Raw genomic sequence first — 23403 nt, forward strand, 5'->3', positions numbered from 1 at the left:
TGCTAAACAGCATTACGTTGTAGTTCATTAAAATCCGTATCCTGAGCGCGTGTCAAAAATCGAATTAAATAATCAGCTTGATCTTGTGTAAACTGTGTAGGCGTAAATTGACTAAATCCCATATCTATTAAAGCCTGCTTCACTGGACTTTGTCGTCCCACAAACTTCATAGACCATTCTTGAAATTGTTTTTTTTCAATATTTTTTCGCTGGAATAGGCGAATTTGATGATGGCGTTTATCCTTGTGAAGCTTTTGCAACAATATATCTAGTGTGGCTTCATCACCCTCTAGACATTGAAAATAGTGCCCATCTGCATAATAAAGTGCTCCAGAAATTTGATGCTCAAAATTGAAATGACGGGCTTCATTCAAGATTTCACGAACATCAATCAATAAGCGACTTGCATCTGCAGTCGACACACTCGCATAACTGAACTGTTGCATTGCTTCCCCTAATTTTTATAGTAATGATTTAATATTCAATGCAACTCAATTTAATCTAAACTCAATCATAAAGCAAAATTATTGCCAATAGTCTTCTGTTGGCCGTGGCAAACCGTTCAATCCTTGACGCAAAGTATCTGACCAAAGTTTACTAATTGATGAGAAATATGGATCATCATCATGAATACGTTTAGACAATGGAATTGCAAAACTATCTTTTTTATAAATACATGCATCTAGTGGTAAGCCCACAGAAACATTAGATCTAAGGGTTGAATCAAATGAAATTAAACCGCATCTTAATGCTTCATCTAATTCAGTATTGTAATTTAATGCACGATCTAAAATTGGTTTACCGTATTTACTTTCCCCAATCTGAAAAAAGGGCGTATCTGACGTCGCATTGATAAAATTACCCTGAGGATAAATATTATATAACTGAATATCCTCCCCTTGAATTTGACCAGAAAGTAAAATCGTACAGTGATAATTACTTTGCTCTAGTTGATCAGTAGTCACATCCATAATGACACGCTTTAAAGTATGACCAACCAATTCAGCCATCTCGAACATGCTATTCACACTATACAAATTAGGTTCGTGTTTTAAATCTAGCTGATTCTGTAAATGTCCTATAACGGCTTGTGTCGTCGCCAAATTACCCGCAGTTTGTATACTGATAAAACGCTCACCCTCAACACCGAAAAGATAGAGTTTACGAAATACAGAGATATGATCTACACCTGCATTTGTTCGCGTGTCACTGATACAAATTAAGCCATCACGTAAACGCATAGCACAACAATAGGTCATTGAAATCTCTCTTCTAAATTTTGTTCTAACACGGTAATACCTGAACGATGGTCGTCATACTCTCCACGCCACCAGCTTCTCGCACACCTCTGATAGGTGCAACGTCCCAATAATCACGCCCTAATGCAATATAAATGTGTGAACTTGGCGTATAGAGCTGATTGCTAACATCAAATGTATACCAAACTCCATCTATATAAGCTTCAGCCCAAGCATGGCTCGCCAAATGACTCATTTCTGGAACGTAAAGATATCCAGAAACATAACGCGCAGGAATATTTAACTCTCTACACATACCTACAAATACATGAGTATGATCCTGACATACCCCTTGTTGATGATGGAATGCATCTATTGCCGTAGTATTCACTTGAGTAGAATCTGAAATATATGGCATATGCTCAAGCAATGCAGAACTTAAATGTTTTAATTCATCACGAGTCTTTTTACTCACATGCTGAGCTGCAAAAGCTTTCATTTCAGCATCACATTGAGTCGCTGGGGTAATTTGTAGAAAAATACCGACTGGCACTTCTGACTCGATAGCTTGTTCTGAAACTGTATCGATTTCAATAATGCCCTGCGCCATAATACTTAAATTTTGATATGCATAGCGTTGAGTCGAAGTGATCCAAATATTATTAAAGGCATCTTTTGCTTCGACCGTATGACCAGGAATACTCACTGACCAAGCATCTACTTTTTGGTGAGCATTACATTGAGGACACATTCGTATATATTGGATACTATTTTTTGCCGTTTCCGTATATTGATAATGGGTTTGATGATTAATCATCAATTTCATGCATCCACCTCAAATAAACATTGCACCTGATCATTCAATTGGTAAAAGCTATTAGCATTTGGATGCGCTAAAAGATGTTGCCAAGCCTCATCTAAGCTGTCCCATCCTTTAGACTTCAACAGTTCAATCACAACACTTAAAGAATTGATTGTAGAATTAACATCCTGATTCAATCTTATTTCACGATCAAGATTTTCGAAATATTGTCCTAGACTAAAAAACAGAAAAATGTCTTCATTTTCAGCTTCTAGAATATCGCTACACTCATCAACAACAGTACAAATTAAACCTGCATTTTGTGTCGCTGTATCCACCATCTGTTTTAATTCTGAATAAGCCTGAACTGACAATACACCACGTAAATCTTGAATATTATTTTTCACACATTCAAATTGTTGAAAAAAAGAAGCAGGCTGATCATTACTCAGAATCAGCTCATTGAGCGAACACGCATTAAAAGCAGGTAAGCAAAAAGCATGGGCATACTGCAATGCTTGAACATCATCTTGAAATGGAAACTGACCACATAAATGTTGAATACGAGATAAATAACGGCCAACCCAATAAATATTTTGCGCATTGCTGTTTAATATAATCATGACAAGCTCCTGGTTGTATATTTATGAATGTAGCGGATCTATAACCCACGTATCTTTAATGCCACCACCCTGTGATGAATTTACAACTAATGACCCTTCTTGCATCGCAACTCGGGTTAAACCTCCCGGCACGATTTCTGTACGATACGGTGAACTTAAAATAAACGGTCTTAAATCAATATGGCGTTCAGCGATGCCGAATTCAGTTAAAGTGGGAGCGACTGAAAGCGCTAAAGTTGGTTGTGCAATGTAAGCATGCGGCTGTGCAATTAACTTTAATCTAAATTGTTCAATTTCTTGTTCGGTCGCTTTAGGACCAATTAACATGCCATAACCGCCTGAACCTTGCGCCTCTTTAACCACTAACTTTTCTAAATTACAAAGTACATAATCGAGTTCTTCACGTTCACGACATTGGTAAGTCGGTACGTTATTTAAAATTGGCTTCTGGTTTAGATAGTAATTAATCATTTTATCGACATAAGGATAGATTGATTTGTCATCTGCTACCCCCGTGCCAGGCGCATTCGCAATCACGACATTGTGTTGTAAGTAAGCAGACATTAGGCCAGGTACACCTAATGTACTGTCTGGCATAAAACACAATGGATCAAGAAATCCATCATCTAGGCGTCGGTAAATTACATCGACTTGTTTTTTACCCCAAACGGTTTTGGCATAGACCTTAGCATTTTCAACAAATAAATCCTGACCTGTAACTAGAGGAACATCCATCTCACGTGCGAGGAAGCAATGCTCATAATATGCACTGTTATATCGACCCGGTGTAAGCACCACGATAAATGGATTATCTACTTCAGCATTTTCCTCGAGTATTTGTCTTAAAAGTTGTGGGTATTGCTCTACACCTTGTAAATTTGATGACTTACAAAGTTCGGGCATCATTTTTTCACTAATTTTTCGACTTTCCAACATATAAGACACGCCTGATGGTGTTCTTAAATTGTCTTCTAATACAAAGAAGTCACCTTGCTGATCACGAATAATATCGATTCCGCTAATTTGACTATAAACTTTACCTTTCAATGAATGTTTATACATCAATGGTTGGTATGCCTCATGAGTGAGCACTTGCAGCTCAGGCACTAAACCATCTTTTAAAATCGCCTGATTATGGTAAATATCATCTAAAAAAAAGTTCAATGCTTGCACTCTTTGTGCACAGCCTTGCTCTATTTTGTGCCATTGTTGTTTGGCAATTACACGTGGAATTAAGTCATAAGGAATAATACGATCTGTACCCTCAGCATCACCATAGACTGTAAATGTAATGCCCTGATAGAGGAAATGTTCCTTCGCTTGATGATTTAATGATTTCAGCTCATCCAAGCTTCTTTCACATAACCAATTTTCGATTTTGCTAGATGCCTCTAAGCCAATCGTTTTATCATCTAAAAGTTCATTATAAAATTCAGATTTAAGTTGATCGAACAAGTACGCAGTGCTGTTTTGTTTAACTTCGATCTGCTTAGATTTTTCGAAAGCTTCGACGGTATGATCAGCCTTAAAATTTGCGAGAATTGAAGTGGTATCTTTTTCCTCTTTTAGCATACATACCTCTTAATTGTTATCAATTGTAAACAAAATTAAGCAATTTCAATGCCAAAAATTTACCTATTCATCTATTAATGCCCCATTTTTGAAGCATTCACAACGAAAAATGGCCTAAAGATGTATCGAAATATACTCAACAGCTTCACTTTCCATGCTTGCTTATCTCTTAAAGATTTTTTATTGTGTGTTTGAAAAATATTTTCTCTTTATTCATTAGTTGATTATGTCCTCTCAAGAAAAAGAAACATCGAATAGCTTATATCGACAGTGGCAAATTCTTTCACGTTTAACCACTGGCAAATGGATGGGTACACGAGAGTTGCAAGAGACCCTGCAAAGAGAAGGTATTGAAATCAGTTTAAGAACCATTCAACGTGATTTAAATCAAATTTCTCAAAGATTTCCTATTGAGAGTAATAAAACTGTACCACAAGGTTGGCGTTGGCGATCAGATGCCCCTATTCAAAGCTTGCCGCATATGACCAGCTCTCAAGCTGTCACCTTTATGATGGTTGAAGAACATTTGAAGCATTTGCTTCCACCAAGTTTAATTGAGGAAATGAACCCTTGGTTCGAGCTTGCAAAACGCAGCTTATCTACACAAAACAATGTACGTCAGTGGATTAACCGAGTTCGTATTGTCCCAGCAAGCCAGCCCTTGATCCCTCCTGTTGTAGAGAAACATGCGCAGCAAGCTATTTACGAAGGTCTATTACAAGATAAACAGATTGAATGTATATATCGTGCGCGTGGACCTGAAAGTGAAGAACGTGGTTATACCTTAAACCCGCTTGCACTGGTTCAAAAGGGCTCGATCATTTATTTGATTTGTACTCGACATGACAAATCAGAAGTTCAAACTTTTGCTTTACATCGTTTTAAATCTGCAAAAGTTCTAGAACAACGCGCCTTACACCCTGTTGACTTTGATATTGATGCTTACATTGAATCTGGTGCGCTTGGCTTCAGAGTTGATTTCAATAAACCCACTGAGCTCGTTCAACTCGAACTCTTTATGAATAAAGCTGATGCACTTTACTTTTCCGAAAGCCAACTCAGTAAAGATCAATCCATCACACAAGTATCCGATGATCTCTTTAAAGTGGTGGCTAATGTGCCATTTACTTCACAATTGGTTTGGTGGCTCAGAAGCTTCGGCAAAAAAATCATTCGTATTGAACCGCTCGATGTATTTAACGCCGTTCATGAAATTGAATATTAAAAAAGAGCCAAATTGGCTCTGAAGATTTTTTATTATCATATTTTCAGTATTGCGCTGATTTCTTATTGTGTTGAGTTTAAATACGTGAACTAAACTCCCCTTTAGCCCACGTACACTTTTCAATGTCGTTGGATTATGATTTACATCGTGCAGCATGCAATTTCATAACCATTATAACGAATACGCTTCATCGTCATGGCCTTTCCTCTTTGTTGTGAACGTAGAATCAATATAACGACATCAACTTGGATTGAGAAATAATCATAATTTCTTTATTAATCTCTATTCTTGTTAAACGTAAATAATAAATTATTTATCTTATTTATGAATAAATCGTTATATGAGGATCAAAAAAACCCGCATCAAGCGGGTTTTTTGGACTGCAACAGGCTTAAGCAGATTTTTTAGTTTGTGCATTCTTACGAATCGTAATCATCACCAATTGAACAGCAGCAGGTGTGACGCCCGGAATACGACTTGCTTGAGCGAGAGTTTCAGGGCGAACTTCTTTGAGTTTCAAAGTAATTTCACGAGATAAACCAGATACCACGTCATAATTAAAATCAGCTGGAATCTTAGTCTCTTCTAAGCGCTTCATTTGCGCTACATCCTGATGCTGACGGTTAATATAACCCTCATATTTAACTGCAATCTCAATTTGGTCACCCACTTGAGCAGAAACATCAGAACCAGTGAGTTCCGCAATTTGAGCAAAAGTAATGTTCGGACGTTTCAACAAATCAATCGCAGAACATTCTTTAGAAAGATCCGCACCTGTCATTTCAACGAATTTTTTACCCATTGGATTGTTAGGTGCAGCCCAAATGTGTTGTAAACGACCTGTTTCACGCTCAACCGCTTCCATTTTTTCGCAGTACGCTGTCCAACGCTCGTCATCCACAAGACCCATTTCACGCCCGATTGGTGTCAAACGTTGGTCTGCGTTATCTTCACGAAGCATCAAACGGTATTCCGCACGTGAGGTAAACATACGGTAAGGTTCTTTCGTACCTAAAGTGATTAAGTCATCAACCAATACACCCATGTACGCTTCATCACGCTTCGGTGTCCATTGCTCTTGATCCCACGCACGGCGTGCAGCATTCAAGCCTGCAAGTAAACCTTGTGCACCAGCTTCTTCATAACCTGTCGTACCGTTAATTTGACCCGCAAAGTACAAGTTATTAATCGCTTTAGTCTCTAAAGTGAATTTCAACGCTTGAGGGTTGAAGTAGTCGTATTCAATCGCATAACCCGGACGAAGAATGTGCGCATTTTCCATACCACGGATTGAGCGTACTAACTCAAACTGAACATCAAATGGAAGCGATGTAGAGATACCATTTGGATAAAGCTCATGAGTATCTAAACCTTCAGGCTCAAGGAATACTTGATGAGAATCTTTATCGGCAAATTTATGAATTTTATCTTCGATTGACGGACAGTAACGTGGTCCTACACCTTCAATCACACCAGTATACATCGGTGAACGGTCTAGGCCGCCACGAATAATATCATGAGTTTTTTCGTTGGTATGCGTGATATAGCAGTTGACTTGCTCTGGGTGCATAGATGCATCACCCATAAATGACATCGTTGGTGATGGGAAATCACCCGGCTGTGGTGTCATCACAGAGAAATCTACAGAACGTGCATCAATACGTGGTGGCGTACCTGTTTTTAAACGACCTACTGGCAATTGAAGCTCACGTAAACGGTGCGCTAAAGAAATTGAAGGTGGATCACCTGCACGACCGCCGCTTGATTTCTCAAGACCAACATGAATCACGCCACCCAAGAATGTACCAGCGGTTAACACGACAGTTTTCGCATCAAAGCGAATCCCCATTTGTGTTACCACACCTTTAACGGTATCGCCGTCAACAATGAGATCATCTGCTGCTTGTTGGAAAATATCAAGATTGGCTTGGTTTTCTAATGTTTCGCGAATAGCCGCTTTATAACGTACACGGTCAGCCTGCGCACGCGTTGCACGAACTGCAGCACCTTTACGTGAGTTCAGAATACGGAACTGAATACCACCCTTGTCTGCTGCGAGTGCCATCGCACCACCTAAGGCATCAATTTCGCGAACAAGGTGTGATTTACCAATACCACCAATCGCTGGGTTACAGCTCATCTGCCCTAAAGTCTCAATATTATGAGTTAAGAGTAAAGTCTGTCGACCCATCCGTGCCGCAGCAAGCGCTGCTTCTGTACCAGCGTGTCCGCCACCGATAACAATGACATCGTAAACTTTAGGATAATGCATAGTGGTATATGAGGAGATAAAAATAATGACAGAAAATTATAGCAAATTTTGTTTGCCTTGAGACAATCGAGAACGATTTAATTCTAATTTTTTTGAAGTCCAATAATATAAACCATTTTGATATAAAAATTTATAAATTTTGCAGATTTAAGTGATTTTTTAACAATTTAGAAAATTTATTTACAGCATTGCCCTTCCATTGATTTGACTATTTTTTCAACATATTCAAGTCATATTTTTTAACAAGAGTATACGAACATGAAAGTCCAGTTATTTACGATGTCAATGTTATGTTGTTTGGGTCTAAGCGTAAGTAGTATGAGTATTGCGAATGACAAAGTTGATAATGCCTATAATGCCAAACAATTCCAAAGCGTATGTAAGGGTAAAAGCGAAGGCGATGCTGTCAGTTTCCCGTATAAAGGAATCATTTGGAATGGTACTTGCCAAACTCAATTTTTCCCAACCCAAAGTAAAGATTTAAAAGGAAATGAAGAGCAGCTTAATTCAGCTTGTAAGTCTGATGCAGCGAGTGTTTCCGTGAATATTGAAGGTCAAGAATATAAAGGCAAATGTGCACTCGGATATGCGCCACCGATGCCAAAAGCGTCTTAACCCAATTTTTTAAATTTAACCATTTATGCAACCAATTGAAAAATTGGTTGCTTTTATTTATTGATAACGATAAAACCAAATTAAAAATAACGATCTATTTACAAATAACACAACAAAATTCAGGATGAATTTATGGACACAGGGATCCTTACGATTTTTTTACCTTTAGCACTTGCAATTGTGATGGCGGGTTTAGGACTTGAACTCACTGTTCAAGATTTTCTACGCGTTCGTAAACACCCTAAAGCAGTGCTTATCGCATTATTTTCCCAACTCGTCATTTTGGTTGGTGTTGCATTTATTATATGTAAAATACTCAATCTTTCACCTTACTTGGCTGTCGGCTTAGTATTGCTTGCTGCCTCACCAGGGGGTGCGACAGCCAATCTGTTTAGCTATTTATACAAAGGTGATGTTGCCCTCAACATCACCTTGACTGCGATTAATGCCATTATTGCTGCAGTGACCTTGCCGCTTATCGTGAATTTTGCAATCACCCATTTCATTCAGGATTCAACCCAGATTGGTCTGCAATTTAGTAAAATTTTACAAGTGTTTGCCATTATTCTTATTCCAGTTGCCCTCGGTATGTTTATGCGCTACAAATTTCCAAATGTTGCAACTAAACTAGAAAAACCAGTGCGTATTTTTGCCATTGTATTCTTAGTGTTAATTATTGTCGGTGCAGTACTTTCTGAACGCGCAAACATTATGAATTATCTTGCTCAAATTGGTTTGGCAACAGCGTTATTTTGTATCGCAAGTCTTAGCGTTGGTTATTTTCTACCACGCTTCTTTGGTGTACCGAGTTTTCAAGCAAGAGCGTGTGCTTTTGAAATTGGTATCCATAACAGTACTTTGGCCATGGCGATTGCAATCACGATAATGAATAGCAGCGAAATTGCGATGCCAGCAGCTGTTTATTCAATCTTTATGTATATCTTCGCAGCTATTTTCGGCATGTTGCTGAATCGTTTTGCACCATTAGACCATCCGGCTGAGTTAACTCGAAACCACTCACAAATTAACTGATATTAATTGAGTTAACCAACTCATCTTAAAGGCACTGTAATCGTGCCTTTATTTATGCTTCAGGTTTTATCTGCATTCTTAAAGCGAATACAGTACAATGCTAACTCTCGTATTGCATATTTAGGTTTTTTTACTGTGAAGTGGTTACAAATCCATATTACTGTCGATCAAGCACAAGTTGATTTTACTGAAACACTATTATTATCTCTTGGTGCAGTCAGTGTGACGCTAGATGATGCAGAAGATCAAGCGTTATTAGAACCACTTCCAGGTGAGACTCCGCTTTGGAACAAAGTCATCGTAACGGGTATTTACGCTCAAGAAGATGATGAAGAAATCGATGTCGTCGCACTAGAAACATTCATTAAAGACCAGATGCCTGAAGCACCTTTACGTTATGAGTTTATCGAAGATCAAGAGTGGGAACGCACTTGGATGGATGCATATGAGCCAATTCAAATTGGTGAAAAATATTGGATCGTTCCTGAGTGGATGGAAGCACCTGAAGCGGATGCGGTCAATATTAAATTAGATCCAGGCCTAGCTTTTGGTACAGGTAATCATGCTTCAACATTCCTCTGCCTACAATGGTTAGGTAAAACCGATGTAAAAGACAAAATCGTCATCGATTACGGCTGTGGTTCTGGCATTCTAGGTGTTGCTGCCCTATTGCTTGGTGCAAAAAAAGTATATGCGACAGATATTGATCCTCAAGCTGTACTCGCTACACAACAAAATGCTGAATTAAATGGCGTGCTCGAAAATTTATATGTCGGCTTACCTGAAGAATTTAATCAAGCACTTGGTGAGCAAAAGGCAGATGTATTTGTCGCAAATATTCTTGCTGGCCCACTGATGGCGCTTGCTGAGGAGTTTTCAACACTCATTCAACCTGAAGGTGAATTCGCACTTGCCGGTATTATTGAAGAGCAAGTTGATGATGTTTCTCGTGTTTATGCTGAATTTTTTGATATATTAGACAAAGAAAAGCGTGATGAAAATTGGTACCGTCTTTCTGGGAAACGCCATAAATAAGTAGAGCTTAATTTAAGATATGAGTGATAAACAAACCCGCTGCCCAAATTGCTCCACAATTTACAAGGTATCAGTCACCCAGTTAACTGTTGCCGAGGGTATGGTTTGTTGTCCTAAATGTTCTGCTGAGTTTAATGCGCTTCTACATCTATTCAATCCTCAACCGAAAGTGGTTGAGCCTTTAATCAAAGAAGTCCAAGACAGTACAGCACCATCTGAAGATGTGATCGACCCCAAACAAGAACAACACCTATTGGATATTTTCGATCGTAAAGTTGCGAATTCAAATATTACCTTGCGTACGTATTTAAATAACTTAAATACGTTCAATCATGATCCGATTACCAACTACCCTTCTTTAAATCTTTCATCATCAATCCATGCCAATAGCCAATCGAAACCAAGAACTAGGCTTTATATTGCAACATGGGCGATCGTAAATACAATTTTAGCGTTATTACTGGTTTTTCAATTTTTATGGTTTAACCCAAATGTATTGCAACGCTCACCTCCGCTAAATCAGGCATTTATATCAGCATGTAACTTATTTAATTGTGACACGCTTGATGAACGCTATACCCATATAAAAGTACAAGACCTCAATATTGAGTCAACATCAGTGATCTCTACTGTTTTTTCAGGTCACTTGGTGAACGAATATAGCAAAGGGCTAAAACTGCCTCTGTTGAAAATAAGCATTTTTCAACAAGGTAAATTGATTTCATCCTCTATTAAAGCACCCAATGAATATTTAGTAGAAAGTTTGCATGGAATTACACGAATTCCTCAAGACAGTCCATTTGGTTTCAAATTTAGTATAAATTTTTCTCAATCTGAGTTTGACAATTATAAATTGGAAGTTATACGACCATAAGATCAAAAAAAACGATAAAAAAATTAAAAAAAATGTAGTTTTCTTGCTCACTTTTTCATAGACAATGGTATGATACGCGCCACGAAAGCTTTGTACCGCAAACTCCTCGCAATTTCTCAAAATAAATACAGTTCTGTTCATGTGCTTAATTTTTTTATTCAGCGCATCAGGGATGTTTTTTGTTTTATGTGGAACCGTAACAAATATTAAACTATTGTTACGCTTATTTTTCACTCAATTGCTCTAGTTGTGGCAAGCTAATTGTTCTTGTTTTAGAGTCGACCGTTTTAGGACCTAAAACGGAGCTCGTTTTTTTATTTTGACCACAAAATCACTTTTACCCTAAGTGATTATTGATTCTCGGATTAACTCGCATGAATAGCAAATCTCCTATTTTTACTGCACAATCTGATGTCGCTCTTCGTATTCACGTAGATCGCGCAGTTCGCCATTATTTTGCACAATTGCAAGGCGAGCAACCATCTCAAGTTTATGACATGGTTTTAGCAGAAATGGAGAAACCTCTTTTATCTGTAGTGTTAGAATATACACGTGGCAACCAGACTCGCGCTGCTGAGATTCTAGGCCTTAACCGTGGTACTTTACGTAAAAAGTTGAAAGCTCACGGTTTAATGAGTGAATAAATGATAAAATGCTTGCGGCTTCCGCGGGCATTTTTTTTACCTGCTATTTAGCTTTTTTGTTTTAATTCTTGATAACTGTGACTAAATCATGACTATTAAACGCGCATTAATCTCTGTTTCTGATAAAACAGGCATTGTTGAATTTGCCCAAGACCTTGTTGCTCTAGGGGTAGAAATTTTATCTACTGGCGGTACTTATAAGTTGTTACGTGACAACAATATTGCTGTAGTCGAAGTTTCAGAGCACACTGGTTTCCCAGAGATGATGGACGGACGTGTAAAAACACTTCATCCGAAAATCCACGGTGGTATCTTGGCTCGTCGTGGTCTAGATGAAGCTGTGATGGCTGAACACAACATCGATGCGATCGATTTAGTTGTGGTAAACCTTTATCCATTTGCTGCAACTGTTGCAAAACCTAACTGCTCACTTGCTGATGCGATTGAAAATATCGACATCGGTGGTCCAACGATGGTTCGTGCTGCTGCGAAAAACCATGCGTCTGTAGGTATCGTTGTAAATGCATCTGACTATGCGACTGTAGTTGCTGAGCTTAAAGCTGAAGGCTCACTTTCATATGCAACTCGTTTTGACTTAGCAGTTAAAGCATTTGAACATACTGCTCAGTACGACGGTATGATCGCATCTTACTTAGGCGCTCGCGTTGGTAAAGAAGAAGGTCAAGCTGATCAATTTGCACGTACATTCAATACGCAATTAAATAAAGCTCAAGATTTACGTTACGGTGAAAACCCACATCAATCTGCTGCATTCTATGTTGACCCTGCTGCAACTGAAGCCTCTGTTTCTACTGCTAAACAGTTGCAAGGTAAAGAATTATCTTATAACAACATTGCAGATACTGATGCAGCACTTGAATGTGTTAAATCATTCGCTAAGCCTGCATGTGTGATTGTAAAACACGCAAACCCATGTGGCGTTGCAGTCTCTTTAGACGGTATTAAAGCAGCTTATGACCTTGCTTATGCAACTGACCCTGAATCTGCATTCGGCGGTATTATTGCATTTAACCGTGAATTAGACGTTGAAACTGCTCAAGCGATTGTTGACCGTCAATTCGTGGAAGTGATTATTGCGCCAAGCGTTGCTGAAGGTGTGTTAGAAGTTACTGGTGCTAAGAAAAACGTACGTGTACTCGTATGTGGCGAATTACCAGCAATTGACGAACGTGCTCCACAAATGGACTACAAACGTGTGAATGGCGGTTTACTCGTTCAAGATCAAGACTTAGGTATGATTACTAAAGATGATCTTAAAGTTGTGACTAAACGTGCTCCAACTGAACAAGAAATCGAAGACATGATCTTTGCTTGGAAAGTTGCGAAATACGTTAAATCAAACGCAATTGTTTATGCTAAAAACCGTCAAACAATTGGTGTAGGCGCTGGTCAAATGAGCCGTGTGAACTCTGCTCGTATTGCTGCAATTAAAGCTGAACATGCTGGTTTAGTTGTTGAAGGTGCAGTAATGGCATCTGACGCATTCTTCCCATTCCGTGATGGCATTGATAATGCTGCTAAAGCAGGTATCAAATGCATTATTCAACCGGGTGGTTCTATGCGTGATGAAGAAACAATTGCTGCTGCTGATGAAGCGGGTATTGCGATGGTCTTCACTGGTATGCGTCACTTCCGTCACTAATTGATGGTAAGACTTGTAATGACAATGTCATTTACATTGAAAGACATAGATTTTTAATCTTGCATAAAGTCCTCTCCTATTTTTAGGTTGAGGACTTTATGTCATTTTCGATTCATGGAGTATGAACCGATGAATATTTTAGTTTTGGGTAGTGGTGGTCGTGAACATGCTTTAGCATGGAAAATCGCACAAGACGAAAAAGTTGCAAAAGTATTTGTTGCTCCAGGTAATGCTGGAACAGCAACTGAACCAAAATGCGAAAATGTTGCACTGAACATTTTAGACAATCCTGCGATTATCGATTTTGCAAAAAACAATGCAGTTGAATTGATTGTTGTAGGCCCTGAAGCACCACTTGTAAATGGTGTTGTAGATGCATGCCGTGAAGCTGGCGTAAAGATTTGGGGCCCTACCCAATTTGCAGCACAGTTAGAAGGCTCTAAAGCGTTCGCTAAACACTTCTTAAAACGCCATAACATCCCAACGGCTTTCTATGACGTGTTCACGGAAGTCGATGCTGCTAAGGCATTTGTTGAGAAAAATGGTGCACCGATCGTAATCAAGGCAGATGGTCTTGCTGCGGGTAAAGGCGTAATTGTTGCCATGACCAATCAAGAAGCATTTGATGCGATTGATGACATGCTTGCAGGCAACAAATTTGGTGATGCAGGTTCACGTGTTGTCATCGAAGAATTCTTGGCAGGTGAAGAAGCATCTTTCATTTGTATGATTGATGGTGACAACATTTTACCAATGGCGACTTCACAAGATCACAAACGTATCTTTGAAGGCGACCAAGGTCCAAATACTGGTGGTATGGGTGCTTACTCTCCCGCTCCTGTGGTAACCGCTGATGTGTTTGAAAAAACCATGAAAGAAATCATGCGCCCTACTGTTGAAGGCATGAAAAAAGATGGCCACGTTTACACAGGTTTCTTATACGCAGGTTTGATGATTGATGAACAAGGTCAACCTAAAGTGATCGAGTTTAACTGTCGTTTTGGTGACCCTGAAACTCAACCCATTATGATGCGTTTAAAATCATCTTTAGTTGATTTAGTTGAAGCAGGTATTGAAGGTAAACTTCCTGCAGAAGCTGAATGGGATGAGCGTAAAACAGTTGGTATCGTACTTGCATCTAAAGGCTACCCTGAAACTTCAAGCAATGGCGATGTCATTTCAGGTTTAGATACTGTGATGGCAGATGCGAAAGTATTCCATGCAGGTACGAAAGCCAATGAAAATGGCGATATCGTGACTGCGGGTGGTCGTGTACTTTGTGTGACTGCACTGGGCAATACGATTGGTGAAGCACAAGCAAAAGCTCTCGAGCTTTGCCAAAAAGTAACGTTCGACGGCGTTCAATATCGTAAAGATATTGGTTACCGTGCCATTGCTCGTGAAAATGCCTAATCTTAATTTAGATTAACAAAAACCCCGATTCTTTCGGGGTTTTTTAACAATACTAGTTCTACGCACTAGGCTTATGCTGAGGACTGCCTTTCCATTTAAAAGCATTCAAAACCTCTGTCAAAATAATTTGTAAATTATTCATAGATTCTGGTGATACATCTACTTCACCATAATGACCATCTGCCATAGTTGATCCGTACTTAGAACCATTTAAACAATTTAATATTAATGCACCATTTGGAGCATTTATAAAGCCATTATCAACAGGCTTTAAATCCAAAGGCTTTGGATTTCGTCCTCCCCCTAAACTTCTAGATCTATCTTCTAAATGTTGAACTGTATTTCTAACTCCACGTAAATTAGGGAAACATTCCGTCATTTTCTGATATGCATTTTTTACTTCAATTGGAACAAGTTCATAGTTAGAAAGAACTTTAAGAAATTTATCGAAAGTATCCAAAGCATATAAAAATGCTCGTGCGTACAAAAATGCTAAATTATGATTAAATTCTCTAGGTATATGCCCTTGACTCCATTTTTCTCTTTTAAAAATAACTTCAGTTTTTAAATTGATCTCATCCATATAATTCCAATGATTATTACCGTCTTGAAGAATTTCAGCCTCAATTTGCTTCCTTATTTCACTTCTTCTTTTATTATCTAGAAGCCAATCTTGTTTAGATGTCGATTCTTGACGATCAATTGAATGAAAAAGATTTAATGCTAAATTTGCTTCAAAAAATTGTCCTTCTAAAGAACGAAGCAGACTCTCAACCTCCCAACTCCACTCTCGATCCTCATAATCAAGCCAAATACCTGGAGCAATAATTTCATAAATATAAATCACATCCTCATTTAATTTTTATATTAAAAATTAATGAATTATAATATTATATTGATGAAAAACAACCAAACCCCTCGCCTGATCCTCTGCCAATGACAAAAGACTAAAACCATCCCATTTATCCAAATGTATGTAGATGCTTGAGTTATAATTTATGATCAAATCCTATCTCTTTTTCACGACACATAAAAACATCCCTCATCTAATATGAGGGATTATGGACTATTTAGATTCTAACTTTGGATGCAGCTTTACCATCATCTTAGAATATCCACGAACAAAATTAGACTGAACAATTTCAGGTTCTTCAAGCACTTCAATTCTGTCATAACGTTTGAGAATCTCCTCCCACAGAATGGTCAGTTGCATCTCAGCCAAACGACTACCCATACAGCGATGAATTCCATAACCAAATGATAGATGTTTTTTCACATTTTCACGATCAATACGAAATTCATCCGCATTTTCAAACACAGTTTCATCACGGTTAGCAGACGCATACCACATAACAACTTTATCACCTTTACGGATATACTGACCTTTATAAATTAGATCTTGAGTCGCTACACGGCGCATATACGCCAATGGTGTCTGCCAACGAATAATCTCACTAACCATATTAGGCAACAGATCAGGATTATTCTTCAGCTTGTCTAATTCCTGAGGGAACAAATGCATTGCATAAACCCCGCCCGACATCGAGTTACGAGTCGTATCATTCCCACCTACGATTAATAATGCCAAATTCCCCAGAAACTCTAATGGTCGCTGAATCAGATCCTTTGTCTCATCACTCCGAATAAGCATACTCATCAAGTCAAAACTTGAAGCCTCACCTGCTTTTATACGTGCAGCCTTATCATGCCAGAGTTGAGACAAATCTCTCACCATCTCTTTTAAACCATCAAAAGTATTTTCAATGGTCATCGTGCCGCCTGTCGTACCTGGGGATGAAGATGCAATTTCAGACCAATAGACCAATTTACGGCGTTCTTCGTAAGGGAAATCTAGCAATGTTGCCAACATTCTTGAGGTCAGCTCAATTGAAACTCGATCTACAAAGTCGAAAGCTTCATTTAAAGGCAAGTGATCAAGTACGTCTTGGGTACGTGTCCGAATCAAGCTTTCCATGTCTTTTAAGTTTTTAGGTACAAAAACCCCCTGCACAGCTTTACGCTGAATATCATGCTTCGGTGGATCCATCGCAATAAACATTTCAAGCTCTAAACCTTGCGGTTGCTCACCCAACATAATGATCGGTTCTGAAGAGAAGAGCTGATGATTTTTATCAACGTACATGACATCTTCGTACTGTGTCATCGACCAAAAAGGACCAAATAAACTGTTTGATTGATAATGTATCGGCGCATCTTTCCGTAATCGCTTAAAAGTATCCTTCCATACACCTTGCTTGTATAAAAAAGGGCTACTGACATCAAGCTCTTGTAAGGGGCAAACATTTGGATCTGGAAGTTGAATTTCTTCAATTTGATCAAAATCAGGATTCTTAAATAGGCTACTTTTTAATTTATGGTATACATGGGCAGCTTTGATGTGATTTTCTAAGGGAATATAGCGAGCGCTAAAATTCACCAAATCTACTCGAACAGCATTCATTTTTTTGACTAAATTATTCATGACAATGTGTCCTATGTGATCTCATCTTTAAATTTATATTCAGCCTTTATTCCATTAAGCTGATGATCTGTGTTTGAGCATAGAATTTAAAAAATACAGAATCAGGTCATTTTTTGACATTAATAAGTCATTTTTTGACATTCTTTTAATTCAAATTAGCAGCTCTAATGAGGCTAGATTTAAGAAAGATCAATATCACGCTATCTGGACTTGAGTATGATGTCTAAAGGAATAGAACATAGCAATCAGGACGATAATGCAATTCGGGCATTGATTCCCTGCGCATATGTCAGAATTATTGCGCAACAATTGGGAGGTGGGCTGCGTGTATTCCCAACTTTATTGAATGGCACATGTCTGACTGCTGAATTTATTCAACAGGAAGATTCCCGGATTTCAGCATCTGATTTTATTCGTATATTTGACAATGCATTGAACATGGCAGATGTTCCCGATTTCGGTTTAGAACTTGGACATCGCCTTAAACCAACGACTCATGGCGCAATGGGCTTTTTGATGCACAGTTGCCCAAACCTTTATGCTGCACTTGAAGCGATTCAACATTATCTACCTACTCGAATTGGATTTGCAGAAGTCATTCTCGAAATGCGTGATCAGCAGATGAATTGTAAAATTCAATTTAATATCGATTGCTCCACCCTTGTATATCAAAGCATGATCGAGTCTTGCATGGTGGTATTTAAAGAGTGTGCTGAATTTATTTTAGGTAAGCCATTAACTGAGGCGAAGTTGCTTTTTAGCTATCCTAAACCTGCTTACCATGCTGCTTATACAAAAATTTTTCAATGTGATTTCGCATTTTCACAATCTTTTGATGGCATTCAGATACCTTTATCTGTGTGTAAAATCCCTAATGCTTCAGCAAGTCAGGAGAACTATCTCATTGCAAAAAAACAATGTGAAAATGTACTTAAGGATCTTCTTACACCCCAAAATACTTACCAATTTCGTGTAAAAAAAATACTGATTGAGCATTTATCAGATCCCAAAAATGAATCTGAGATTGCCGCTTCATTATTCATGAGCAAACGAACCTTAGCTCGTCATTTAGAAAAAGAAGGTTTAACCTTTAAAGAGGTCAAAGATCAGGTGCTTGCACAGCAAAGTGCTTATTTTCTTGAGCATACGCAACTCACGATTGAAACAATTGGTATGCTTCTTAATTATCACGATGCCTCAAATTTCAGACGAGCATTCAAGCGTTGGTTTGGTATGCCCCCTAGCCAATATCGGCAGAAATACAATAATGATCTTACCAAGCAAATTTCTAAATTAAATTAAATCCATATTTTTCATATTGATATATTAAATCATTATAAGGTGTTCGGCTGATAACGGGTCTTTCTAATTTTAAACACTCAAATTATAAGTATGATATTTAAAGTTTATTTATACATTCTCATAAATTGTATATGACGCTTTATGCTAAGCTAGTTCATTAACATCACTATATTGAATAAAAAAAAATTGTTATCATCAACCAACTTTTTTGTTATCAATGCTTAAATAATTGATAGCTAAATACCGAATTATCTCTAACAGATGAATAGCTTGAAGTGCTCTTGAAACAAGGACAGTTCATTTCACTATTCACCTCACTGCATATGTAAGTTGAAGATCGTTTCAACATACTCAGGAAATATCATGAAGAAAATTCTTGGTTTAGTTTTGGGCCTATCAGTGGGTATCGCTGGATGCTCAAAACAAGATGCTCCAGAAACCGCTGCAAACAACACGAATAAAGATTCAGTTCAAACCATTACAATCGCTTCTACAGGTTCAGATGCAGATATCTGGAAGTTCATTGCAAAATTACCAGAAACTGAAGCTGCAGGTTTAAAGTTAGATGTTAAAAACTTTACTGATTATGTTTCAATGAACACTGCGGTAGCCAATAAAGAGATTGATATCAATGCCTTCCAATCATATGCGTATATGGTTGCATACAATGATGCCAATACTCAAAAAATTGCGCCATTATCTACGACTTATCTTGAGCCAATGGGGATTTACTCAAGCAAAGTTAAAAATTTAAATGATTTCAAAACAGGTTCGACCATTGCAATTCCAAACGATGGTGCTAATGAATCACGTGCCCTTTTATTATTGCAATCTGCTGGTTTAGTAAAGTTAAAACCTCAATTTGACAATGTCAAAGGCACTACTTCTGATGTAACTGAGAATCCTAAACAAATCACCATCAAACCGATTCAAATGGCAACTGCGGTACGTGTGAAAGATGAAGTGGATGCCATTGTATTAGGCAACACCTTAGCAATGGAAGGTGGTTTGAACGTATTAAAAGATGCGATCTACTACGAGCCAATCGATCAAAGTACAAAAATGAATGTGAATGTACTGGCTGTAGCTGAAGGCCGTCAGAATGATCCTGTATTGCAAAAGGTAGGTCAGCTATATCATACAGATGCGGTTAAGCAATATGTGAAAGAGAACTTTGGTGGCACTAAAGTTAATGTTGATAAACCAACGACATATCTCACAGAAGCTCAATAATTCTAGACTTCTGTATTTTTAACAGGCAAATTTAATTTGCCTGTTTTTCATTTTTAATAGTTCTTGACGTTATGATTGAATTTAAAAATATTAGTAAACATTATCAGCTTAAAGGCCAAACTATTCACGCCTTAGACAATATTAATCTGACGATTCCAGATGGAAGTATCTTCGGAATTATAGGCTATAGTGGTGCAGGTAAAAGTACACTGATCCGTTTGATCAATTTACTAGAAAGACCCAATCAAGGTCAAATGATCATCCACGGTCAAGATTTCACTGCTTTGAGCGCTTCAAAATTACGTCAAGAACGCGCCAATATTGGTATGATTTTTCAGCATTTCAATTTACTACAAACCAAAACCGTTGCAGCCAATATTGAAATGCCAATGAAACTCCTTGGCTGGAGTAAAGCTGAGCGTCTAAAACGCTTAGATGAGCTACTTGAGTTTATCGATTTAAAACATAAACGCGATGCTTTTCCAGATGAGCTTTCTGGTGGTCAAAAACAGCGTGTAGGTATCGCTCGGGCACTTGCCAATCATCCAAAAATTCTACTCTGTGACGAAGCAACATCAGCGCTTGATCCTCAAACGACAAAGTCTGTACTTGCCCTTTTGAAAAAAATTAATCAAGAGCAAGGAATCACCATTGTTATGGTTACGCATGAAATGGATGTTATTGAGTCGATTTGCGACTTTGTTGCAGTTATGGAGCAAGGCAAAGTGATTGAACACGGCAGTACTCTCGATATCTTTAGTCAACCTCAACACCCGACGACCAAAACATTTATTCAAACTGTTTTACAGCAGCAATTACCTATCAATATTTTAAATAACTTAGAAAATCAAAATCACCACAGTATTTATAGCTTGCAGTTCTTAGGTACTTCGGCCCAAGAAACGGTTGTGCAAGCTGCCATTAAACGATTTGATATTAGTCTCAATATTTTATTTGCCAACATGACCGAAATTAATGGCGCTGTGATTGGGCAAATGTTTGTGCAATTACTGGGTGATCCAGACATTATTCAAGAAACCATCAGCTTTTTCCAACAACATGGCGTTAAAGTTGAGCAATCAGGAGTACGTGCATGAGAGATATGATTGTTCAATGGCTAACAGAAATTACTGAACCTTTTTGGAAAAGCTCGCTTTCAATTGATCAATTTGTGACAGCCCTACAAGAAACCTTTCATATGGTTTTTTTTGCAATGCTATTCGGTACGATTTGGGGTTTAATTCAAGGGATAACTCTACTTGTTACACGACCAAACGGGATTTTAGCCAATCGTGTGATTTACTATGGATTAAACCCTATTGTGAATGCATTACGTTCCCTCCCGTTTATTATCCTCCTGATCGCGGTTATTCCACTGACAAAAATGATTGTGGGTACTTCTATTGGGACATGGGCAGCTATTGTTCCTTTAACCATTTATGTAGGACCTTATATTGGTCGTCTGGTTGAAACTTCACTCCTTGAAGTCAACGAAGGTATCGTGGAGTCAGCGCAAGCTATGGGCGCAACACCCCTGCAAATTATTTTCAAGTTTATTCTGCCTGAGGCGCGTAGCTCCCTCATTCTCAATTTAACTACAGCTGCAATCAGCTTAATTGGTGCAACAGCCATGGCTGGTGCGGTCGGTGCAGGCGGCATTGGTGATCTTGCGATCTCCTATGGTTATCAACGCTTTGATACCAGTGTCGTTATACTCACCGTCATTGTGCTTTTAGTATTAGTTCAATTGGTGCAAATGACAGGTGAAAAACTCGCCAAAATGCGATAGTAAATTTAAAAAAGATCTCAAATGAGATCTTTTTTAATATCAATCCATCCAAAGTGAAGCGATTTTTTCCATTAATTGCGCACGTAACGGCGCAGTCCGATTGCATGGATTACGCTTTGCTTCATGCGTATAAAACGCTTGCCATTCGCGTATCATTTCCAAACTAACACCTTGTGCTTTAAACTGATGGATGTCTTGCTTAGATACACTTTCTAAACGTGCTTGAGCACCTTCTGGACCTGTTGCCCAACCGATAACCCCTTGCCCAAAACTCGGAAGGCTCATTTGGTTGGGTGTTTGAGGAACCGCTTTACGTTCGATTGTCTCATTGACCTTACAGCTGCTTGGACGCTCGTATAATTGAGACTTTTGCAGTTGACCAACTTGAGAGTTTTGCATACAACCAACAAGAACAATCGAACTCATCACTGCGCTGATGCAAGCACTCAATCTCACTTTTATCATCATTTACTTTTTACTCGAAATTAGTTCATCAGATCAGATAATCTTAAGCTAACAACAATGCACCTCATCAAATTCGAAATCAATATTTACAATACATCGCTGTTTAAAATTTGGGTGAATTTTACAATTTGATAAGCTTGATCTAGGATGAGATCAAATAAGTCACATGCTTTAGGATCGTTTAGGATGCGTTATCAAGTTCGCGTAATTGATGTTAACAATGCGCTACAAAACTATATATGGATTATTGAAGATACTGAAACCCAAGAAATTGCAGTGGTAGACCCTACAGAAGCCAATTTGGTGGTCAACTATTGTGACTCGAATGGTTTAACACTTAAGCAAATATGGCTTACCCACTGGCATAAAGACCATATTGGTGGTGTGCCAGAGTTAATCGCGGAAAAAAATATTGAAGTTTATGGTCCACGTGAAGAATTATCTAAAATTCCATTTATCAGTTGTCCACTCAATCATGATGATGAATTTTATTTTAATGACTTAAAACTTGACGTCATCGCTGTTCCTGGCCACACCTTAGGTCATATCGCAATATTTGCAGATGAAATTGACAGTTTATTCTGTGGAGATACCTTATTTGCAATGGGATGCGGACGCCTTTTTGAAGGAACGGCTGAACAAATGTATCAATCACTTAACCGACTGTCAGCGCTCCCTCCAAGAACTCAAGTCTACTGTACCCATGAATACACGCTCTCAAATGCACAATTCGCTTTGCAAGTAGAACCTGAGAATAAGGCACTGCAAGAACGATTTGAGCAAGTTCAGAAACTTCGAGATCAAAATCAAATAACCTTACCTTCCACCATTGAAATTGAACTTGAGACCAATCCTTTCTTGCGCGTCAACAGTGCTGAAGAATTTAAACGTATTCGGGAAATGAAAGATAATTTCTAAATTTAGCATTATCTGTTCAAATTACAGGTGTTCATTACTGAGCGATATTCGCTCAGTTTTTAAACCCTTCAGACAATACATTCTCTTCTTTATCTTAAAGCTTTAACAACATGATCAAATTCTTTCTTTTAATTGCATGAAATATATACATTTTTATAGAATTAAAATATATTTACATTAATTTAGGTTAAAGCCCTTTAAAAACA

The 23403-nt window shown here is 38.2% G+C and carries 22 protein-coding genes; 13 read left to right on the top strand and 9 right to left on the bottom strand.

The features are described 5' to 3' along the window. Positions 1 to 2 precede the first annotated feature (2 nt). The 5 genes from AC1M86_RS00570 to AC1M86_RS00590 form a co-directional block, all read right to left on the bottom strand. Positions 3 to 446 (bottom strand): BLUF domain-containing protein, encoded by a 444-nt coding sequence (locus tag AC1M86_RS00570; RefSeq protein ID WP_180027635.1) that lies wholly within the window; start codon positions 444 to 446, stop codon positions 3 to 5. Positions 447 to 524: 78 nt separating this feature from the next. After that, entirely contained in the window at positions 525 to 1259 is a 735-nt protein-coding gene (locus AC1M86_RS00575; RefSeq protein WP_035267625.1) for a proteasome-type protease, read from the bottom strand. 25 nt (positions 1260 to 1284) lie between these two features. Further along, positions 1285 to 2064 (bottom strand): transglutaminase family protein, encoded by a 780-nt coding sequence (locus AC1M86_RS00580; RefSeq protein ID WP_180027633.1) that lies wholly within the window; start codon positions 2062 to 2064, stop codon positions 1285 to 1287. Then, positions 2061 to 2663, bottom strand: coding sequence for a hypothetical protein (locus tag AC1M86_RS00585; RefSeq protein WP_481588393.1), 603 nt, complete (start codon positions 2661 to 2663; stop codon positions 2061 to 2063). The genes AC1M86_RS00580 and AC1M86_RS00585 overlap by 4 nt, the downstream gene beginning before the upstream one ends. Before the next feature lie 21 nt (positions 2664 to 2684). Then, positions 2685 to 4235 carry a circularly permuted type 2 ATP-grasp protein gene (locus tag AC1M86_RS00590; RefSeq protein ID WP_481607002.1) on the bottom strand — a complete coding sequence of 517 codons (1551 nt, stop codon included), beginning with the start codon at positions 4233 to 4235 and terminating at the stop codon, positions 2685 to 2687. 226 nt (positions 4236 to 4461) lie between these two features. Here AC1M86_RS00590 and AC1M86_RS00595 point away from each other — a divergent pair, with 226 nt between their 5' ends. After that, entirely contained in the window at positions 4462 to 5460 is a 999-nt protein-coding gene (locus tag AC1M86_RS00595) for a helix-turn-helix transcriptional regulator (RefSeq protein WP_481607003.1), read from the top strand. A gap of 391 nt (positions 5461 to 5851) precedes the next feature. Here the strand turns inward: AC1M86_RS00595 and mnmG are convergent, their stop codons facing one another. Then, entirely contained in the window at positions 5852 to 7732 is a 1881-nt protein-coding gene (gene mnmG, locus AC1M86_RS00600) for a tRNA uridine-5-carboxymethylaminomethyl(34) synthesis enzyme MnmG (RefSeq protein ID WP_481607004.1), read from the bottom strand. A gap of 258 nt (positions 7733 to 7990) precedes the next feature. On the opposite strand from mnmG, the gene AC1M86_RS00605 reads away from it, so the two are divergent. The 7 genes from AC1M86_RS00605 (at position 7991) to purD (ending at position 15008) form a co-directional block, all read left to right on the top strand. Beyond that, positions 7991 to 8347, top strand: coding sequence for a hypothetical protein (locus tag AC1M86_RS00605; protein ID WP_035267631.1), 357 nt, complete (start codon positions 7991 to 7993; stop codon positions 8345 to 8347). Between the two features lie 132 nt (positions 8348 to 8479). Continuing rightward, positions 8480 to 9379, top strand: a complete 900-nt coding sequence (locus AC1M86_RS00610; RefSeq protein ID WP_481607005.1) for a bile acid:sodium symporter family protein — start codon at positions 8480 to 8482, stop codon at positions 9377 to 9379. A gap of 135 nt (positions 9380 to 9514) precedes the next feature. Continuing rightward, complete coding sequence (gene prmA, locus AC1M86_RS00615; protein WP_035267660.1) at positions 9515 to 10414, top strand: 50S ribosomal protein L11 methyltransferase; 900 nt, start codon at positions 9515 to 9517, stop codon at positions 10412 to 10414. A 19-nt stretch (positions 10415 to 10433) separates the two neighbouring features. Continuing rightward, positions 10434 to 11288 (top strand): DUF3426 domain-containing protein, encoded by an 855-nt coding sequence (locus AC1M86_RS00620; RefSeq protein ID WP_481607006.1) that lies wholly within the window; start codon positions 10434 to 10436, stop codon positions 11286 to 11288. Between the two features lie 374 nt (positions 11289 to 11662). Further along, positions 11663 to 11932: a DNA-binding transcriptional regulator Fis gene (gene fis / locus AC1M86_RS00625; protein ID WP_001086304.1), complete on the top strand. Its 270-nt coding sequence runs from the start codon at positions 11663 to 11665 to the stop codon at positions 11930 to 11932. An 88-nt stretch (positions 11933 to 12020) separates the two neighbouring features. Further along, positions 12021 to 13595 carry a bifunctional phosphoribosylaminoimidazolecarboxamide formyltransferase/IMP cyclohydrolase gene (gene purH / locus AC1M86_RS00630; RefSeq protein WP_481607007.1) on the top strand — a complete coding sequence of 525 codons (1575 nt, stop codon included), beginning with the start codon at positions 12021 to 12023 and terminating at the stop codon, positions 13593 to 13595. Positions 13596 to 13724: 129 nt separating this feature from the next. Then, positions 13725 to 15008, top strand: a complete 1284-nt coding sequence (gene purD / locus AC1M86_RS00635; protein ID WP_481607008.1) for a phosphoribosylamine--glycine ligase — start codon at positions 13725 to 13727, stop codon at positions 15006 to 15008. 58 nt (positions 15009 to 15066) lie between these two features. Here the strand turns inward: purD and AC1M86_RS00640 are convergent, their stop codons facing one another. Then, entirely contained in the window at positions 15067 to 15855 is a 789-nt protein-coding gene (locus tag AC1M86_RS00640; RefSeq protein WP_481607009.1) for a hypothetical protein, read from the bottom strand. Between the two features lie 219 nt (positions 15856 to 16074). Beyond that, positions 16075 to 17490: a cytochrome P450 gene (locus AC1M86_RS00645; protein WP_481607010.1), complete on the bottom strand. Its 1416-nt coding sequence runs from the start codon at positions 17488 to 17490 to the stop codon at positions 16075 to 16077. Between the two features lie 219 nt (positions 17491 to 17709). Here AC1M86_RS00645 and AC1M86_RS00650 point away from each other — a divergent pair, with 219 nt between their 5' ends. The 4 genes from AC1M86_RS00650 to AC1M86_RS00665 all read left to right on the top strand — a co-directional run bounded on the left by AC1M86_RS00650 (position 17710) and on the right by AC1M86_RS00665 (position 21814). Then, entirely contained in the window at positions 17710 to 18792 is a 1083-nt protein-coding gene (locus AC1M86_RS00650) for an AraC family transcriptional regulator (RefSeq protein WP_051586576.1), read from the top strand. Positions 18793 to 19155: 363 nt separating this feature from the next. Further along, positions 19156 to 20025, top strand: coding sequence for a MetQ/NlpA family ABC transporter substrate-binding protein (locus tag AC1M86_RS00655; protein ID WP_035267639.1), 870 nt, complete (start codon positions 19156 to 19158; stop codon positions 20023 to 20025). 71 nt (positions 20026 to 20096) lie between these two features. Then, positions 20097 to 21122 (top strand): methionine ABC transporter ATP-binding protein, encoded by a 1026-nt coding sequence (locus tag AC1M86_RS00660; RefSeq protein WP_179998301.1) that lies wholly within the window; start codon positions 20097 to 20099, stop codon positions 21120 to 21122. Continuing rightward, a complete protein-coding gene (locus AC1M86_RS00665) occupies positions 21119 to 21814 on the top strand; it encodes a methionine ABC transporter permease (protein ID WP_035267644.1) in 696 nt (231 codons plus the stop codon). The genes AC1M86_RS00660 and AC1M86_RS00665 overlap by 4 nt, the downstream gene beginning before the upstream one ends. Before the next feature lie 39 nt (positions 21815 to 21853). Here AC1M86_RS00665 and AC1M86_RS00670 read toward each other — a convergent pair whose 3' ends face one another. After that, entirely contained in the window at positions 21854 to 22240 is a 387-nt protein-coding gene (locus AC1M86_RS00670) for a DUF4951 domain-containing protein (protein ID WP_481595486.1), read from the bottom strand. Positions 22241 to 22465: 225 nt separating this feature from the next. On the opposite strand from AC1M86_RS00670, the gene gloB reads away from it, so the two are divergent. Next, positions 22466 to 23197, top strand: a complete 732-nt coding sequence (gloB, locus tag AC1M86_RS00675) for a hydroxyacylglutathione hydrolase (RefSeq protein WP_481591199.1) — start codon at positions 22466 to 22468, stop codon at positions 23195 to 23197. Positions 23198 to 23403 lie beyond the last annotated feature (206 nt).

This window comes from Acinetobacter sp. ANC_7654 (assembly GCF_056779855.1).

Bases quoted from the DNA above. Each gene is read 5' to 3' on its own strand.
- AC1M86_RS00570 (WP_180027635.1), bottom strand. From the start codon at position 446: ATGCAACAGTTCAGTTATGCGAGTGTGTCGACTGCAGATGCAAGTCGC.
- AC1M86_RS00575 (WP_035267625.1), bottom strand. From the start codon at position 1,259: ATGACCTATTGTTGTGCTATGCGTTTACGTGATGGCTTAATTTGTATC.
- AC1M86_RS00580 (WP_180027633.1), bottom strand. From the start codon at position 2,064: ATGAAATTGATGATTAATCATCAAACCCATTATCAATATACGGAAACG.
- AC1M86_RS00585 (WP_481588393.1), bottom strand. From the start codon at position 2,663: ATGATTATATTAAACAGCAATGCGCAAAATATTTATTGGGTTGGCCGT.
- AC1M86_RS00590 (WP_481607002.1), bottom strand. From the start codon at position 4,235: ATGCTAAAAGAGGAAAAAGATACCACTTCAATTCTCGCAAATTTTAAG.
- AC1M86_RS00595 (WP_481607003.1), top strand. From the start codon at position 4,462: ATGTCCTCTCAAGAAAAAGAAACATCGAATAGCTTATATCGACAGTGG.
- mnmG (WP_481607004.1), bottom strand. From the start codon at position 7,732: ATGCATTATCCTAAAGTTTACGATGTCATTGTTATCGGTGGCGGACAC.
- AC1M86_RS00605 (WP_035267631.1), top strand. From the start codon at position 7,991: ATGAAAGTCCAGTTATTTACGATGTCAATGTTATGTTGTTTGGGTCTA.
- AC1M86_RS00610 (WP_481607005.1), top strand. From the start codon at position 8,480: ATGGACACAGGGATCCTTACGATTTTTTTACCTTTAGCACTTGCAATT.
- AC1M86_RS00620 (WP_481607006.1), top strand. From the start codon at position 10,434: ATGAGTGATAAACAAACCCGCTGCCCAAATTGCTCCACAATTTACAAG.
- fis (WP_001086304.1), top strand. From the start codon at position 11,663: ATGAATAGCAAATCTCCTATTTTTACTGCACAATCTGATGTCGCTCTT.
- purH (WP_481607007.1), top strand. From the start codon at position 12,021: ATGACTATTAAACGCGCATTAATCTCTGTTTCTGATAAAACAGGCATT.
- purD (WP_481607008.1), top strand. From the start codon at position 13,725: ATGAATATTTTAGTTTTGGGTAGTGGTGGTCGTGAACATGCTTTAGCA.
- AC1M86_RS00645 (WP_481607010.1), bottom strand. From the start codon at position 17,490: ATGAATAATTTAGTCAAAAAAATGAATGCTGTTCGAGTAGATTTGGTG.
- AC1M86_RS00650 (WP_051586576.1), top strand. From the start codon at position 17,710: ATGTCTAAAGGAATAGAACATAGCAATCAGGACGATAATGCAATTCGG.
- AC1M86_RS00655 (WP_035267639.1), top strand. From the start codon at position 19,156: ATGAAGAAAATTCTTGGTTTAGTTTTGGGCCTATCAGTGGGTATCGCT.
- AC1M86_RS00660 (WP_179998301.1), top strand. From the start codon at position 20,097: ATGATTGAATTTAAAAATATTAGTAAACATTATCAGCTTAAAGGCCAA.
- AC1M86_RS00665 (WP_035267644.1), top strand. From the start codon at position 21,119: ATGAGAGATATGATTGTTCAATGGCTAACAGAAATTACTGAACCTTTT.
- AC1M86_RS00670 (WP_481595486.1), bottom strand. From the start codon at position 22,240: ATGAGTTCGATTGTTCTTGTTGGTTGTATGCAAAACTCTCAAGTTGGT.
- gloB (WP_481591199.1), top strand. From the start codon at position 22,466: ATGCGTTATCAAGTTCGCGTAATTGATGTTAACAATGCGCTACAAAAC.